At 60.3% G+C, this 15,609-nt stretch carries 15 protein-coding genes; 6 read left to right on the forward strand and 9 right to left on the reverse strand.

Annotated elements, in window-relative coordinates:
* Positions 1–10 precede the first annotated feature (10 nt).
* The 3 genes from pncA to sppA form a co-directional block, all read right to left on the reverse strand.
* Positions 11–652 (reverse strand): bifunctional nicotinamidase/pyrazinamidase, encoded by a 642-nt coding sequence (pncA, locus tag V1603_RS12515; protein WP_163328892.1) that lies wholly within the window; start codon positions 650–652, stop codon positions 11–13.
* Between the two features lie 9 nt (positions 653–661).
* Positions 662–1,678: an asparaginase gene (gene ansA / locus V1603_RS12520; protein ID WP_028012774.1), complete on the reverse strand. Its 1,017-nt coding sequence runs from the start codon at positions 1,676–1,678 to the stop codon at positions 662–664.
* A gap of 62 nt (positions 1,679–1,740) precedes the next feature.
* The gene (sppA, locus tag V1603_RS12525; RefSeq protein ID WP_395312704.1) at positions 1,741–3,597 is read right to left on the reverse strand and encodes a signal peptide peptidase SppA; all 1,857 of its coding nucleotides are present in this window, start codon (positions 3,595–3,597) and stop codon (positions 1,741–1,743) included.
* A gap of 167 nt (positions 3,598–3,764) precedes the next feature.
* On the opposite strand from sppA, the gene V1603_RS12530 reads away from it, so the two are divergent.
* The 3 genes from V1603_RS12530 to V1603_RS12540 all read left to right on the forward strand — a co-directional run bounded on the left by V1603_RS12530 (position 3,765) and on the right by V1603_RS12540 (position 7,388).
* On the forward strand, positions 3,765–4,316 hold the full coding sequence (locus V1603_RS12530; protein WP_116340567.1) for an NAD(P)H nitroreductase: 552 nt from the start codon (positions 3,765–3,767) through the stop codon (positions 4,314–4,316).
* A 116-nt stretch (positions 4,317–4,432) separates the two neighbouring features.
* Positions 4,433–5,476, forward strand: coding sequence for a selenide, water dikinase SelD (selD, locus tag V1603_RS12535; protein WP_116340565.1), 1,044 nt, complete (start codon positions 4,433–4,435; stop codon positions 5,474–5,476).
* Between the two features lie 4 nt (positions 5,477–5,480).
* Positions 5,481–7,388 (forward strand): DNA topoisomerase III, encoded by a 1,908-nt coding sequence (locus V1603_RS12540; RefSeq protein WP_116340563.1) that lies wholly within the window; start codon positions 5,481–5,483, stop codon positions 7,386–7,388.
* Between the two features lie 71 nt (positions 7,389–7,459).
* Here V1603_RS12540 and gdhA read toward each other — a convergent pair whose 3' ends face one another.
* The gene (gene gdhA / locus V1603_RS12545) at positions 7,460–8,803 is read right to left on the reverse strand and encodes an NADP-specific glutamate dehydrogenase (RefSeq protein ID WP_061098517.1); all 1,344 of its coding nucleotides are present in this window, start codon (positions 8,801–8,803) and stop codon (positions 7,460–7,462) included.
* A 227-nt stretch (positions 8,804–9,030) separates the two neighbouring features.
* Between gdhA and V1603_RS12550 the strand changes: the two genes are divergently transcribed.
* Positions 9,031–9,303 (forward strand): YnjH family protein, encoded by a 273-nt coding sequence (locus tag V1603_RS12550; RefSeq protein WP_028012780.1) that lies wholly within the window; start codon positions 9,031–9,033, stop codon positions 9,301–9,303.
* On the opposite strand, the gene V1603_RS12555 is transcribed toward V1603_RS12550, so the two are convergent.
* Entirely contained in the window at positions 9,263–9,679 is a 417-nt protein-coding gene (locus V1603_RS12555; protein ID WP_116340559.1) for a pyrimidine (deoxy)nucleoside triphosphate diphosphatase, read from the reverse strand. The genes V1603_RS12550 and V1603_RS12555 overlap by 41 nt on opposite strands.
* A gap of 75 nt (positions 9,680–9,754) precedes the next feature.
* On the opposite strand from V1603_RS12555, the gene V1603_RS12560 reads away from it, so the two are divergent.
* Positions 9,755–10,324, forward strand: a complete 570-nt coding sequence (locus V1603_RS12560; RefSeq protein ID WP_163328898.1) for a carboxymuconolactone decarboxylase family protein — start codon at positions 9,755–9,757, stop codon at positions 10,322–10,324.
* Positions 10,317–10,934, forward strand: a complete 618-nt coding sequence (locus V1603_RS12565; protein WP_163328900.1) for a CDP-alcohol phosphatidyltransferase family protein — start codon at positions 10,317–10,319, stop codon at positions 10,932–10,934. Before V1603_RS12560 ends, V1603_RS12565 begins: the two co-directional genes overlap by 8 nt.
* On the opposite strand, the gene V1603_RS12570 is transcribed toward V1603_RS12565, so the two are convergent.
* From V1603_RS12570 to V1603_RS12585, 4 genes are all read right to left on the reverse strand, one after another.
* Entirely contained in the window at positions 10,931–12,238 is a 1,308-nt protein-coding gene (locus V1603_RS12570) for a sulfurtransferase (RefSeq protein WP_395312705.1), read from the reverse strand. The two genes, V1603_RS12565 and V1603_RS12570, sit on opposite strands and share 4 nt — an antisense overlap.
* Before the next feature lie 73 nt (positions 12,239–12,311).
* Positions 12,312–12,932, reverse strand: a complete 621-nt coding sequence (locus V1603_RS12575) for an ATP-binding cassette domain-containing protein (RefSeq protein ID WP_395312706.1) — start codon at positions 12,930–12,932, stop codon at positions 12,312–12,314.
* On the reverse strand, positions 12,932–14,461 hold the full coding sequence (locus V1603_RS12580; RefSeq protein ID WP_163328906.1) for a thiamine ABC transporter permease: 1,530 nt from the start codon (positions 14,459–14,461) through the stop codon (positions 12,932–12,934). Before V1603_RS12580 ends, V1603_RS12575 begins: the two co-directional genes overlap by 1 nt.
* Positions 14,434–15,594: an ABC transporter substrate-binding protein gene (locus V1603_RS12585; protein ID WP_395313980.1), complete on the reverse strand. Its 1,161-nt coding sequence runs from the start codon at positions 15,592–15,594 to the stop codon at positions 14,434–14,436. Before V1603_RS12585 ends, V1603_RS12580 begins: the two co-directional genes overlap by 28 nt.
* Between the last annotated feature and the right edge of the window lie 15 nt (positions 15,595–15,609).

Genomic DNA, 15,609 nt, shown 5'->3' on the forward strand with positions numbered 1-15,609 from the left:
GCTTAAAAGACTACGCCTGCGTTTCCAGCCAGTCTGCCAGCGTATACAGCGTAGCACCTTCAGCGGCCATATCCATAAACGCCTGAGCGCTGTCCTGTGGGTGAATGTTCACCCCACGACAGCCGTCGGTGATGACGCTGACGGTATAGCCTAACTGGAGCGCGTCCAGCACGGTAAACTTCACGCAGTAATCCGTCGCCAGACCCAGTACGATCAGCTCCGTGATTTCATGGTGACGTAACCACGCGTCCAGCGCCGTCTTCTGACGATGCCCGTTATCGAAAAACGCGCTATAGCTGTCGATAGCCGGGTTTTCGCCTTTATGGAACACCGCGTCGATGGCTTTCTGATTCAGGAGCGGATGCAGCTCCGCGCCTTCCGTCTGCTGTACGCAGTGATCCGGCCAGAAAGTTTGCGCCAGCCCGTCGAGTTCACCCTGGGTGAACGGCTCGACGTTGTGCTGGCTGGCAAAGCTGCCGTGATTCGCCGGGTGCCAGTCCTGGCTGGCGACAACCGCTTCACTGCGTGCTTTGCACCAGTCAATCAGCGCGTTGGCCACGTCAACGGTGCTGTCACCTTCGGCGACGGCAAGCGCACCGCCCGCGCAGAAATCATTTTGCAAATCGACCAGTAGCAGGGCGCGTTGCTTCATGAGACCTCCTTATTCGTCCGGGGTCAGTTCGCCGCGCAGGTTTTGCATCATGGCGCGGCGAATGGACTGAATGTCCAGATCCTGACTCAGTAAATAGTGAAGTTTAGTCAGCGTCGCCTCAACGGTCATATCGAAGCCGCTGATCACCCCCGCGTGCGCCAGCGCGTTGCCGGTGGCATAGCCCCCCATATTCACTTTGCCGGACATGCACTGGGTCAGGTTCACGACCACAATTCCGCGCTCGCTGGCTTCCTGAAGCTCTTTCAGGAACTCGCCGTTCTGCGGAGCATTGCCCACGCCATAGGAGCGCAGGATCAGCGCTTTCACCGGCTGGCGCAGGAAGTTGCGCACCACGTCTGCGGAGATCCCCGGATAGATGGTGACCACGCCAATCGGCTGCGGGGTAATCGGATGCACGATCAGCTCGCCAGCGGTGTTCGGTGCCGGAGGCGTTCCCAGACGACGGATATGAATCCCGGCTTCCAGCAGCGGCTGCAGGTTAGGGGAGGCGAAGGCGTCAAAACCGTCGGCATGGGCTTTGGTGGTGCGGTTGCCGCGATACAGACGGTTGTTGAAGAACAGCGACACTTCGTTGATCGGGTAATTGGCCGCCACGTACAGGGAGTTCAGCAGGTTGATCTGCCCGTCAGAGCGCAGCTCGGCCAGCGGAATTTGCGACCCGGTGACGATCACCGGCTTGCTCAGGTTCTCCAGCATGAAGGAGAGTGCCGAAGCGGTGAACGCCATGGTGTCGGTGCCGTGCAGGATCACGAAGCCGTCGTACTGGTCGTAATGGGCTTTAATGTCATCCGCAATGTGCTGCCAGTCTTCCGGCGTCATGTCGGAGGAGTCCATCAGCGGCTCGTATTCATGGATGGTAAAGTCAGGCATTTCCGGACGGTGGAATTCAGGCATCAGCGCAAGCTGACGCTGCAGGTGGCCGGAGACCGGAATATAGCCGTTTTCAGAGCGCTGCATCCCGATGGTACCGCCAGTGTAGGCGACATAAATCGATTTCTTCTGCATGGTAGTGAGTTCTTGTTCTTCAAAAGAAAAAATCCCCTCTTCACGGGAAGAGGGGACGGTTTTTAACGGACGTTCGCGCAGGTCAGGCAAAACGCGTAACGACTTTGTGGATCGTTAAAGGCCGCGAGCTTATCGCTTTCCGCCTTCATTGCTTTCGCAGCCGTGGCCACCGGGGCAGGCAGGTACGCCTGCAGCGCCTCCGGCAGCATGGCGCGAACGGAAACGGACATGCTGTCCATCACCATATCGAAGAACGACGGCTCGTCCTGGTAATACTCAATATGCCACTGCTTGAGCTTCGCCAGTTCGGCGGCTTTCTTCACCGCGTCGTCGAAGTCGCCCAGGCTGTCGACCAGACCGTTACTCTTCGCATCCTGCCCGGTCCAGACGTGGCCCTGAGCAATCTGGTCGATCTGCTCAGGCGTCTTCTTACGCGAGTCGGCAACCAGCGTGATAAAGCGCTTATAGCCGTTCTCAATGCTCAGCTGCATCATCTCTGAAACTTCCGGCGGCAGGGATTTGGTCATCGACACATCCGCCAGCGGCGACGTGGAAACGCCATCGGTATGCACGCCCAGATAATCCAGACTGTTTTCCACGGTATTAATCACCCCGAAGATGCCGATCGAGCCGGTCAGCGTGCTTGGGTTCGCCACAATGTAGTTGGCAGGCGTGGAGATCCAGTATCCGCCAGACGCGGCCATACCACCCATGGATACGACGACAGGCTTGCCGGCGGCACGCGCCGCGGCCAGTTCAGCGCGGATCACCTCGGAGGCGCTGACGCTGCCGCCAGGGCTGTTGACGCGCAGAACAATCGCTTTCACTTTCGGGTCAAGGCGTGCGTCGCGGATTTGCGACGCGGTGGTGTCACCGCCGACGTTGCCCGGCGTTTCCTGACCGTCCATAATGGCGCCGTTAGCAAAGACCACGGCTACGCTGTCACCGCTATCGTCCGGTTTTTTCGCAGCATAGTCATACATGCTGATGGCGCTGTAGTTTTTGTCCTCTTTGCTCCAGCCAAACTGTTTGGTCAGGGCCTTTTCGATATCCGCACTGGTGCCCAGCGCGTCAACCAGCTTATTGTCGAGCGCGTATTTCGCAGTATCGCCGTCGACCTTACGCAGCCCGTCCAGCACGCCACGAGCGCCAGGGAACACCTGCTCAGCGGTAATTTGACGGTTAGCGGCAACGGTGCCGAGATAGTTCTGCCACAGCTCGCCAATCCAGCGGCTGTCCGCTTCACGGGCGGCAGGAGACATATCGTCGCGGATAAACGGCTCCACGGCAGATTTATAGGTGCCGACGCGGAAGACGTGGGTGGTGACCTTCAGCTTGTCGAGCAGCGATTTGTAGTACAGGCCGTTGGTGGCAAAGCCGTGCAGATCGACCGTCCCCTGCGGAGAAAGCCAGATCTTATTGGCGAAACTCGCCAGATAATATTGCCCCTGGCTGTAGCTGTCGCCCACGGCAATCACCGGCTTGCCGCTGTCGCGGAATTCGCGCAGCGCTTTCCCGATGTACTGCATGGAAGGCTGGTCGCCGCCGGCAAAATCTTTCAGATCCAGCACGATCCCGGTGATGTTACGGTCGTCTTTGGCCTGTCGGATGGTATCGACGATATCGAACAGGGAGTTCTCCTGCAGGCGGTCTGACGTCGCGCCAAACAGCTGTCGGCTGATAACCCCCAGACGGTTGCTGGTGGACGGTTTATCAACGATCACGCCGGTGATATCGAGTAACAGGGCCCAGCGAGTCGAATGCTGAGCCTGATTCGCGTTGCTGATATGCATCCAGATGCCCGCGCAAACCAGAACCAGCAGGATGAAGAAGATATTCATCACCAGGTTGCGGACGAAGTTGAGCAGTCGCCACGTCCATTTAAAGAAACCGGCAAAGATTCGCCAAAGGGTTCGCATGTATTCTCCCTAACCAGAAAATGACTGTTTCCGTCGCCACTGGACGGTAATGTTGGGTTATCGTAATGACCCAACCGCCACTTGTCAGCAGGAATCGCCTGCCAGGCTGTAACAAAATCTGCCGTCGTGTTAATTTTGTGAGTAAATTTCAAGAAAGGAGTTAACCAATGGATGCACTCGAACTGCTTGTTAACCGTCGTAGCGCGTCACGTCTGGCCGAACCTGCCCCTGTGGGCGAGCAGCTGGAAAACATTCTGCGTGCCGGCATGCGTGCCCCGGATCACGGCACGCTGCAGCCATGGCACTTCTTTGTGATTGAGGGTGAAGGCCGCGAACGTTTCAGTCAGCTGCTGGAGCAGGGGGCGATTGCCGCTGGGCAGGATGAGAAGGGGATTGATAAAGCCCGCAACGCGCCGTTCCGCGCCCCGATGATCGTTACCGTCGTGGCCAAATGCCAGGCTGACCATAAGGTGCCGGTCTGGGAGCAGGAAATGTCTGCCGGCTGTGCGGTGATGGCGATGCAAATGGCCGCCGTTGCACAGGGGTTTAACGGTATCTGGCGCACCGGTCCGCTGACCGAGAGCGCTGCCGTGCGGGCAGGATTCTCCTGCGGTGAGCACGACAAAATTGTCGGCTTCCTCTATCTCGGTACCCCACAGCTTAAAGCCTCCAGCACCATTAGCGTGCCGGACACCACGCCTTTCGTCAGCCGTTTCTGATAACGCGCGCTAAACTGTCTGGATTCTGAGCATCTGCCGCAGAATTCAGACAGTCATACTTACCTCTTTATGGAATGAGCGCTACCATAGCGCGATTGAGATGACAGGAGACGTCCATGAGCGAGCAAACCATTCGTTTAACGCAGTACAGCCACGGAGCCGGTTGCGGTTGTAAAATTTCCCCGAAAGTGCTGGAGACCATTCTGCACAGCGAACAGGCGAAGTTTGTCGACCCGAACCTGCTTGTCGGCAATGAAACGCGTGACGATGCGGCGGTTTATGACTTAGGTAACGGCACCAGCATTATCAGCACCACTGACTTCTTTATGCCGATTGTCGACAACCCGTTCGACTTCGGGCGCATCGCGGCCACCAACGCCATCAGCGATATCTTCGCTATGGGCGGTAAGCCGATCATGGCGATCGCCATTCTGGGCTGGCCGATCAACACTATTCCACCAGAAATCGCCCGCGAGGTGATTGATGGTGGGCGTTTCGCCTGCCAGCAGGCGGGAATTGCCCTGGCCGGCGGCCACTCGATTGATGCGCCGGAGCCGATCTTCGGCCTGGCCGTGACGGGCGTGGTGCCGACCGAGCGCGTGAAGCGCAACAGTACCGCGCAGGCGGGCTGCAGGCTCTTCCTCACCAAGCCGCTGGGCATTGGCGTGCTTACCACCGCCGAGAAAAAATCCCTGCTGAAACCGGAGCACAAAGGCCTGGCAACGGAAGTGATGTGCCAGATGAACCTCGCCGGTGCGGCGTTCGCCAATATCGACGGCGTAAAGGCGATGACCGACGTCACCGGTTTTGGCCTGCTGGGGCACCTCTCTGAGGTCTGTCAGGGCGCAGGCGTGCAGGCGCAGGTCTGGTATCAGGACGTACCGAAGCTGCCGGGCGTGGAAGGGTACATTGCCCAGGGCGCGGTCCCGGGCGGTACCCAGCGCAATTTCGCCAGCTACGGTCACCTGATGGGTGAAATGCCAGAGGAGTGGCGCAACCTGCTGTGCGATCCGCAAACCTCCGGCGGCCTGCTGCTGGCGGTCACGCCGGAATCCGAAGCCGAGGTACAGGCAACCGCGGCCGAGTTTGGCATCACCCTGACGGCGATCGGCGAGCTGGTGACCGCACGCGGTGGCCGACCGATGATTGAGATCCGTTAATTCGATGCGGTTGTTTATTGCCGAAAAGCCGAGCCTGGCCCGAGCCATTGCCGACGTGCTGCCTAAGCCGCATCGCAAAGGCGACGGCTTTATCGAATGCGGTAACGGACAGGTGGTGACCTGGTGTATCGGCCACCTGCTTGAGCAGGCGCAACCGGACGTCTACGACAGCCGCTACGCCCGCTGGAACCTCAACGATCTGCCGATTGTGCCGGAAAAGTGGCGCCTTCAGCCTCGCCCGTCCGTTACCAAACAGCTCAACGTTATTAAACGTTTTCTGCACGAGGCGACGGAAGTGGTCCACGCGGGTGACCCGGACAGAGAGGGGCAGCTGCTGGTGGACGAAGTGCTGGACTATCTTGAGCTGGCGCCGGAAAAGCGCCAGCAGGTGCAGCGCTGCCTGATCAACGACCTCAACCCGCAGGCGGTTGAGCGTGCCATATCGCGTCTGCGCGCCAACAGCGAATTTATCCCGCTGTGCGTCTCCGCGCTGGCGCGTGCACGCGCCGACTGGCTGTACGGGATCAACATGACCCGCGCCTACACTATCCTCGGTCGCAACGCGGGCTATCAGGGCGTGCTCTCCGTGGGCCGCGTGCAGACGCCGGTGCTGGGGCTGGTGGTGCGTCGCGATGAAGAGATTGAGAACTTCGTCGCCAAAGATTTCTTTGAAGTGAAAGCCCACATCGTCACGCCAAAAGACGAACGCTTTACCGCCGTCTGGCAGCCGAGCGATGCCTGCGAGTCGTATCAGGACGAAGAGGGGCGGCTGCTGCATCGTCCGCTGGCGGAGCACGTGGTCAACCGTATTACCGGCCAGCCCGCTATCGTCACCAGCTATAACGATAAACGGGAATCAGAACCCGCGCCGCTGCCATTCTCCCTTTCTGCTCTGCAGATTGAGGCCGCGAAGCGCTTTGGTCTCAGCGCGCAGAACGTGCTGGACATCTGTCAGAAGCTTTACGAAACCCACAAGCTGATCACCTATCCGCGTTCGGACAGCCGCTATCTGCCGGAAGAGCACTTTGCCGGACGCCACTCGGTGATGAACGCCATCGGCGTCCACGCGCCGGATCTGCTCCCGCAGCCCGTCGTTAACCCGGATACCCATAACCGCTGCTGGGATGACAAAAAGGTGGATGCCCACCACGCGATTATCCCGACGGCGCGTGCCAGCAGCGTCAACCTGACCGATAACGAAGCGAAGGTGTATAACCTGATCGCCCGTCAGTACCTGATGCAGTTCTGCCCGGACGCGGTATTCCGTAAGTGCGTGATTGAGCTTGAGATTGCCAAAGGCAAGTTTATCGCCAAGGCGCGTTTCCTTGCGGAAGCAGGCTGGCGCACGCTGCTCGGCAACAAAGAGCGCGACGAGGAGAACGACGGCACGCCGCTGCCGGTGGTGGCGAAAGATGACGAACTGCTGTGTGAAAAAGGCGAAGTGGTTGAACGACAGACTCAGCCGCCGCGCCACTTCACCGATGCGACGCTACTTTCCGCCATGACCGGGATCGCCCGCTTTGTGCAGGATAAAGATCTGAAGAAGATCCTGCGCGCCACCGACGGTCTGGGTACGGAAGCGACCCGCGCGGGGATCATCGAACTGCTCTTTAAGCGTGGTTTCCTGGAGAAAAAGGGACGCTATATTCACTCAACGGAACCGGGCCGGGCGCTAATTCACTCTCTGCCGGAGCTGGCCGCCCGGCCGGACATGACCGCACACTGGGAATCGGTGCTGACGCAGATCAGCGAGAAGCAGTGTCGTTACCAGGACTTTATGCAGCCGCTGGTCGGGACGCTTTACCAGCTGATCGATCAGGCGCGTAGCACGCCGGTGAAAACGTTCAGAGGGATGGTTGCACCCGGTAGCGGCGCGAAGAAACCGTTTAAAAAGAAAAAGAGCGCGGCCTGATACGCCCGGTTTTCTCCCTCTCCCTGTGGGAGAGGGCCGGGGTGAGGGTACCCGGCCGTACGATATAAACCTTAAATCACACCCTGCCCAATCATCGCATCCGCTACCTTCACGAACCCGGCGATATTCGCGCCACGCACGTAGTTGGTCTGTGACGCTTCACCGCCGTACTCCACGCAGGCGTGGTGAATATCGAGCATGATGTGGTGCAGGCGTGCATCCACTTTCTCCGCCTTCCAGCCGAGACGCGCGGCGTTTTGCGCCATCTCCAGACCGGACGTTGCCACGCCGCCCGCGTTAGCGGCCTTGCCCGGCGCAAACAGCACGCCCGCTTCCAGGAACAGATCCGTCGCCTCGATAGTGGTCGGCATATTCGCCCCTTCGGCTACCGCCTTCACGCCGTTGGTAATCAGCGTGCGCGCGGCGTCCGCGTCCAGCTCGTTTTGCGTGGCGCACGGCAGGGCGATATCCACCGGCACGCCCCACGGCTGTTTACCTTCCAGATACGTCAGGCCAAACTCCGCGGCATAATCGGCTAGTCTGCCATCGCGGCTGGCTTTGATTTCGCACAGGCGCGCCAGCTTCTCAGCCGTAAAGCCCGCTTCATCCACTACCGTGCCCTTAGAGTCGGAGGCCGTCACCACGCGGGCGCCAAACTGCATCGCTTTTTCGATAGCGTACTGCGCCACGTTACCGGAGCCGGAAACCGCCACGCGCATCCCTTCAAAACCTAAGCCGTGACGCTTGAGCATTGCCTCGGTGAAGTAAACCAGGCCGTAGCCGGTCGCCTCCGGGCGAATCAGACTGCCGCCAAACGATAGTCCTTTGCCGGTAAAGACGCAGGCGCTGTTATTGGAGAGTTTTTTCATCATCCCGGCCATAAAGCCCACTTCGCGGGCCCCCACGCCGATATCCCCCGCCGGTACGTCGGTGTCCGGGCCGAGGTGGCGGTAGAGTTCGGTCATCAGCGCCTGACAGAAACGCATCACTTCGCCTTCGCTTTTGCCTTTGGGATCGAAATCACTCCCGCCTTTACCGCCGCCCATTGGCAGGGTGGTGAGCGCATTTTTAAACGTCTGCTCAAAGCCGAGGAATTTCAGAATCGACAGGTTCACGGAAGGGTGGAAGCGCATGCCGCCCTTAAACGGACCGATGGCGGAGTTAAACTGCACGCGCCAGGCGCGGTTGACCTGCACCTGGTTGCGGTCATCCACCCAGGTCACGCGGAACTGGATCACACGTTCTGGCTCAACCAGACGTTCCAGCAGCGACAGTTGACGATAGCGCGGGTTTTCTTCAAGGAACGGCCAGAGGGTAGTCATTACTTCACGAACGGCCTGAGCAAACTCACTTTGGTGCGGGTCGCGCTGCTGAACATGGGCAAGGAAACTTTCCAGAGAGCGTGTCTGATCCATAGATATAAGAACCTCTTATAGTAATTTATGTCTGTTGCTTATGCGATTTGTGTTGTTTTTTTGACTATACCACCCGTACCGCTTTGTGAAGCAAGCGGAAATGTATGCCGAAAGGGAAATTAATGACCCGGGCTGCGTCATAACAAAAAGCGATGATGCGCTAAATTAAAGATTCTGCCCGATTTACCGTTATAGTCATTAACAGGAGACAACAGGAAGAGAAGTCTATGAACCGTTACGTGATGGCCGCGTTATCATTGATGTTGACCGCAGGCGCGCAGGCTGACCGCATTCGCCCGGATGTAGAAGTGAATGTGCCGCCGGAGGTGTTTAGCTCCAGCGGCCAGCGCGCGCAGCCGTGTAACCAGTGCTGCATCTACCAGGATCAAAACTATTCTGAAGGGGCCGTCGTGAAGGCCGATGGCGTGCTGCTCCAGTGCCAGCGCGATGAACGTACCATCAGCACGAATCCGCTGGTCTGGCGGCGCGTAAAAGAATAAACGCCTCCAGCAGCGGGATATCCGCAGGGGCCAGGCTGTAGCAAAGCGCCTCTTCCGGCGTACACCACACCAGCGCGCTGTGGTAGTGCGCCGTTAACTCTCCGCTGAAGGTGGGCACGTGCCAGGCATGCAGGTTAATTAACCGCTGTGATACCTCGCGCTGATGGCTTGCCACGTACTGCTCAGGCTGTGCCTCAATACCCAGCTCTTCACGCAGCTCGCGGATAAGCGCCTCGGGATGGGTTTCTCCGGCCTCCACTTTGCCGCCAGCGAACTCCCACATACCCGGCTGGTCGGCGTGAGCAGGGCGCTGCGCCAGTAAAATTTTGTCGTCTTTTTCGATGATGGCCGCAACGACATCGACTGTTTTTAGCATGGTCGTCAATACTTGATAGCGAAAAACGCCATATTATCGTGCCCTTTAAAAGAGTCCAGCCATCAGGAGAATCAGGTGAAAGAGACGTCCACCTGGGTAGAGCCCATCCCAACCCTTCCGGCGAGCGTAAAACCCATTGCCGCCGCGCAGCGAAAACACTTCGGCGCCGTGCTGAACCCCACGCGCTGGTGGGGACGCATGCCGCGTCTGTTCTGGCTGGTCGCCTTGTTCGTGGCCTTTCTGGAGCGCAGAAAAGCGCGCCTGACGCCAGTGCTGCGCTCGCTGCTCATGACGCGCGTATCGCAGCTGTGCCATTGTGCGTTCTGCATTGATGCCAACAGCCTGCGCCTGGCCGAGCGCTGCGGCGCGCTGGATAAAGTCCAGGCCGTGAGCGGCTGGACTGATTCTGACTTGTTCAGTGAACAGGAGCGCGCGGCACTGGCCTATGCGGAGGCGGTGACCGCCACGCCACCCCGGGTGGATGAGGCCGTCAAAACGGCGATGAAACGCCACTTTACGGATGATGCCATCACTGAAATGACGGCACTCATTGCTTTTCAGAATCTCTCGGCCCGGTTTAATGCCGCGCTGGATATTCCGGCTCAGGGGCTTTGCGCCACGTTTAAAGGGAAGCCAGATGCTTGACCGTCACCTGCACCCGCGGGTAAAGCCCGCTCTGAACCGTCTGGTTTCCATGCTGGATAAGCCGGGCATTACGCCCGACGGGCTAACGCTTGCCGGGTTTGCCATCGGCCTGCTGGCGCTGCCGTTTCTGGCCCTCGGCTGGTATCTGGCGGCGCTGGTTGCCATCGTTCTGAACCGCCTGCTGGATGGTCTGGACGGCGCGCTGGCGCGTCGGAGAGGGCTGACGGATGCGGGAGGGTTTCTGGATATCGCCCTCGATTTTCTGTTCTACGCGCTGGTGCCGTTTGGCTTTGCGCTGGCTGCACCCGCAGAGAATACGCTGGCCGCCGCCTGGCTGCTGTTTGCGTTTATCGGTACCGGCAGCAGTTTTCTGGCCTTTGCCGCGCTGGCCGCGAAGCATAACATCGACAACCCCGGCTATGCGCACAAGTCGTTTTACTATATCGGCGGATTAACGGAAGGGACGGAAACCATCGCGCTGTTCGTGCTGTGCTGCCTGTTTCCGGCCCACTTTACGCTGTTCGCGTGGATATTCGGCGCGCTGTGCTGGCTGACCACCACAACGCGCATCTGGAGCGGCTACGTGACGCTGAAGTCACTCGCCCCTTAGAGAGTGCTTTCCGGCCCGCGCTCGCCGGTAGTGACCGGGTTCTGCGGGTGGCTGCTCCATTCATACCAGCCGCCGTCATAGACGGAGACGTGCTTCCAGCCCATCGCCCGGGCGTACATAAAGGTTTCTGACGCTCGCCAGCCGGTGCCGCAGTAAAACGCGACCTGCTGTTCCGGCAGGATGTTCCAGCTTTTCCACTGGGCGGCGATATCGTCCGCGCTGCGCATGGTGCCATCCGGGTTATGGAAGTCTTCCATATGGGTGGCATCGCTGCCCGCATGGCCCCAGCGGGCGCCGGCAATTTCACCTTTTGGCTTGATGTAGCTGTAGCCACTGGTTTCGCCGATAAACTCCGGCCACGAACGAATGCTGACCAGGGAGGCATCCTGGCGGTGCAGCATGCCGCGCGCCTGTTCCATATCCACCATCAGCTGCGGCTGGCCGGGGATCGGCGCGCCAAAATCAGCGGCCGGAGCTACTTTAGCGGGCATGCCGCGCTCAACTGGCAGACCGGCATCTGACCACGCCTTCCAGCCGCCATCGAGAATGCGCACATCCTTCACGCCCGCGTACAGCATAATCTGTGCCACGCGCGCGGCGGCGTAAACGTCACGGCCATACAGAATGACGGTGGTATCGTGACGGATCCCGTGCTTTGCCAGCATCGCTTTCAGCCTTTCGTCGGAGACTTTATTCCACAGCGGCTCGCTTTCCACCTCGTTAGTGTCGATGTAGCCCGCGCCGGGAATGTGGTTCAGCAGGTAAAACTTCGGCGCGCCCCAGGCAGCTTCAATTACTTTCCATTCGCCCGCCGGCGCGGCGGTCACCGGTTTACCCTGCTGGAGCTGGTGGATCCACTGCGGGTAGACGAGCTGTTCAAAGTGCGCCAGACGCTGAAGGCGGTCGGGCACCTGCAGGGCATCGCTGAGAAGCGAAACGTGGCGGTATCCGACTTTCTCCAGGCGGGCTTTCACCGCCAGGCTGGCGCCACTGTCGCCGTATAGCGCGATGGCCGTCCCCGGCGTCAGCTGATGCTGCCTGGCCCAAAGCGCAATCTGCTCGTCGCTCATTGCATCAAGCCAGGCGGCAGCCAGGTTGAGCGCTGCGGGTTCATGCCCGGATGGGCCGCTGAGGGTCTGCGGCCAGCCGTTATAGAAGGCGCTGGGGCGGGTGTCGATTGCCGCGCCGTGCTGTGCCTGAAGCTGAGACAGCGTCATCGTATTGGCCATATCAGCTGCCAGAGAGGAAAAAGAGGCGAGGCCGCAGATCAGGGCCAGCGCGGTCAGTTGAGAAACACGTTTCATCGAATAACCTGACGTCAGTAAAAGAGGGGGGCATTGTCGTCTCTCCCGAAACGGAAAACATTGCGTTAGCACATTATTGCCAGCGAGAAATCTCCATCACCTCGCCGCCGGGCGGAATATCGTCCTCGTCATGGGTGACCAGCACCACCGGAATATTGCGCGCGCGGACGGTGTCAAACACCCATGCCCGGAACGTCGTGCGTAACGCTTTATCAAGGCGGCTGAACGGTTCGTCCAGCAGCAGCGCCTGCGGCTCTGCGAGCAGGGCGCGCAGCAGGCTAACCCGGGCACGCTCGCCGCCGGAAAGCGTGGCCGGATCGCTGGCGTAATGACCGCTCAGCCCGGCGGAAGCCAGCGCCTGCTCGACCGATTCCCGACGCGCGCGTCCGACGATCCGCTCGGGCAGCGCCAGCATCAAATTTTGCCCGACGCTGAACGGGTCAAACAGCAGCGCGTCCTGAAAAAGAATGCCCAGACCGCGGGATTCGACGGGCAAACCGTCGCAGCGGCGTTCGTCGAGCCACATTTCGCCCCGCGCCTGAAACTCGTCTGACAGCGCGCCGGCCATCCAGGCAAAAAGGGTCGATTTGCCGCTGCCGGACGGCCCCATCAGGGTGACAATCTCCCCGCGGGGTACGCAAAAATTGACCCCGCGGAAAAGCGGTTCGATGGTGAGATTGCTTACCTTCAGCATTAACGTAATCCTTGACGGTAGCGGCCCGCGAGCCGGGATAACAGCGCGGCAAGGCCGAATACGACGCCCGTGACGAGCAATAATCCCAGGGCACGGTTCGCGAGAACCGGGATACTGCCCCCGCTGCTGAGCGCGACGGTCTCAGTGGTCAGCGTGGCGAAACGCCCCGCGCCCAGCCAGAGCGTCGGCATATATTGCGCCATGCTGACGGAAAAGCCGGTGGCAAAGGCCAGCAGCGCAGGGCGCAGCAGCATGGGGCATTTCAGCAGTAAGAATATTTTTTCCTGCCGCCAGCCGAGCGTTCTGGCGGTAAGGATAAGCCGGGGATCGATCCGCCGCCAGGCCGGTTGCAGCACCAGCAGCATCCACGGTAGCACCCACAGCAGATGGCCCCAGAGGACGGCGGCAAAGCGTCCATCGAGCCCCAGATGCAAAGCAACCGCGTATTGCCCGGTGACGAGAGGCAGGGCCGGAAGGGCGAGCGGTAACCACACCCACGCCGCGCCTCGCTGTGGCCCCCATTCCAGCCAGAGAAAAATGACGATAAGGGCGATAAGGCTCGAAAGCAGACCGAAGGAAAGGCTGATGCCCACGGGACCCACGTCGTCCCGTTGCGCCAGCATCAACAGCACGGCGGCGCACAGGATGCCGCAGGCGGGCAGAAACCCGCTGAATGCGCGTTCAGGCAGCACGATATGCGACCTGCGGCGCGTACCTGTCTGGTCCGGAATCGCGCGACGCCAGGCCTTCCACAGGCCGTACCCCAGCGCGGCAAGCGCGGCCAGCAGGCAAAGGAGCAGCAGGCACAGCAGCGTCCCTTTTGCCTGCTGCTGCGCGTCGCCCTGGCTCAGCCACTGCCAGGCCAGCACGGCCAGCGTGGGCGGGTTGCCGGGCCCGAGAACGATCGCCACGTCCACGACCGACAGCGACCACGCCAGCACCGCCAGCATCACCGCCCCGAGAACGGGCGCGATCGCCGGAAGGATCAGCCAACTGAGCGTCTGAAAACGCCCGTAGCCGAAGGTCTGCAGGACGATCTTCTGCTGCGCGAGCCCTTTTTCCGGCAGCACGGCGTAAATCGCCCACAGCACAAACGCGCTCTCTTTGACCGCGAGCGTCAGGCCCAGCCCGGCGCCGTAGCGGTCAAACGGCGGCGAACAGACGGTACAAACCTGATACAACAGACCGCCCTCGGCAAACAGCAGTAGCGCGCTGGTGGCGAAGGCTACGTGGGGGATCGCCAGCAGCCACGGCAGGCGCGTGCTGAGGCGCCGCCAGCGGTTGCCGGGCCAGAAAAGGGCCACGAGAGAAAGGGCGATAAACAAGGCCCCCAGCGTGGCGATAAGCGTTGAGACCAGCGTGGCTACGGCTGCCTGCGGCAGCTGCGGATCGTTCAGCAGCCGCTGCCAGTTCGTTACGGAAAAGGCCGGTGCGAACAGCATGGCGCCAGCGGGCAGGATCGGCAGATAAATCACCGCCATCGCCAGCCAGACAAGCCAGCTTAACGGGTGCCGTAACGACGCAGCCATTCCTGCTCCAGCGCGTTCACCCAGGCGGACTGCGGCTCCGCGAGCATCTTCGGCAATCCCTGAGGCGTATGGACCATCAGCTGTTTCGCTTCACCTTCGGGCAGCGTTTTCGCATCCAGCACGCTCGGATCTCCCCAGACTGCCGGGTCGGCCTTGCGGATCTGCGCCTGCGGCGACAGCAGGAAATTGGCGACCACTTTCGCCCCCGCACTCGCGCTGGCATTGGCCGGAACAGCCACAAAATGCACGTTGCCGAGCATCCCGTCGTGAAAACCAAAGCTGTAGCTGTCGGCAGGCAGCTCGCCGCTCGCCACTTTTTGCTGCGCGTGCGCCGGGTTAAAGGTCAGCGACAGATTCAGACTGCCGCTGGCAAGCAGGGCATCCATCCGGGCGGGAGAGGGAGGGAAATCTTTTCCTTCACGCCACAGCAGCGGGTGCAGCTTATCGAGGTAGGCCCAGAGCGGCGCCGTAACCTGAGCAAACGTAGCGTCAGGCGCTTTTTGTAACGCCTCGGGATGCGCCGCAAGCGTCAGCAGCAGCTGCTCCAGAAAGGCCGTGCCGGTAAAATCGGGCGGGCGAGGATAGCTGACTTTGCCCGGGTGCTGCTGCGCGTACGCCAGCAGCGCCTGAGGATCTTCTGGCGGCGTCGGCATGCTGACCCGGCGGGCGATAAAGGTCAGCTGCGCGCCACCCCACGGCGACTCCGCGCCGTCTGTGGGAATGGCAAAATCTTCCGTGACGGGTTTGCGGGTATCGACATAGCGCCAGTTAGGCAACCTCTGCGCCCACCCGGTTTGCAGCAGGTTAGCCTCTTTCAGGGTGCGGAAGTTTTCGCCGTTGACCCACAGCAGGTCGACCGAGCCGTTGGTCTTTCGCCCTGAAGTGGCTTCGGTCTGGATACGTTTGACCGCATCGGCGGCATCCGCCAGCGGGACGATTTTTAGCGTAATGGCATAGTGCGTTTGCATCTCACCGCTAACCCACTCAAGGTAGCGGTTGACCGCCGGATCGCCGCCCCAGGCGTTAAACCAGACGGTCTGGCCTTTGGCCTGCTGTTGAACAGTTTGCCAGCCTTCGGCGGCATAGAGGGGGGCTGCCAACAGCAGACCGGTCAGAAACGTGCAAAAACGCACACGGCGCATAATGCC

The sequence above is a fragment of the Enterobacter sp. ECC-219 genome (genome assembly GCF_043966805.1).
In the GTDB taxonomy this organism is placed as follows: domain Bacteria; phylum Pseudomonadota; class Gammaproteobacteria; order Enterobacterales; family Enterobacteriaceae; genus Enterobacter; species Enterobacter cloacae_N.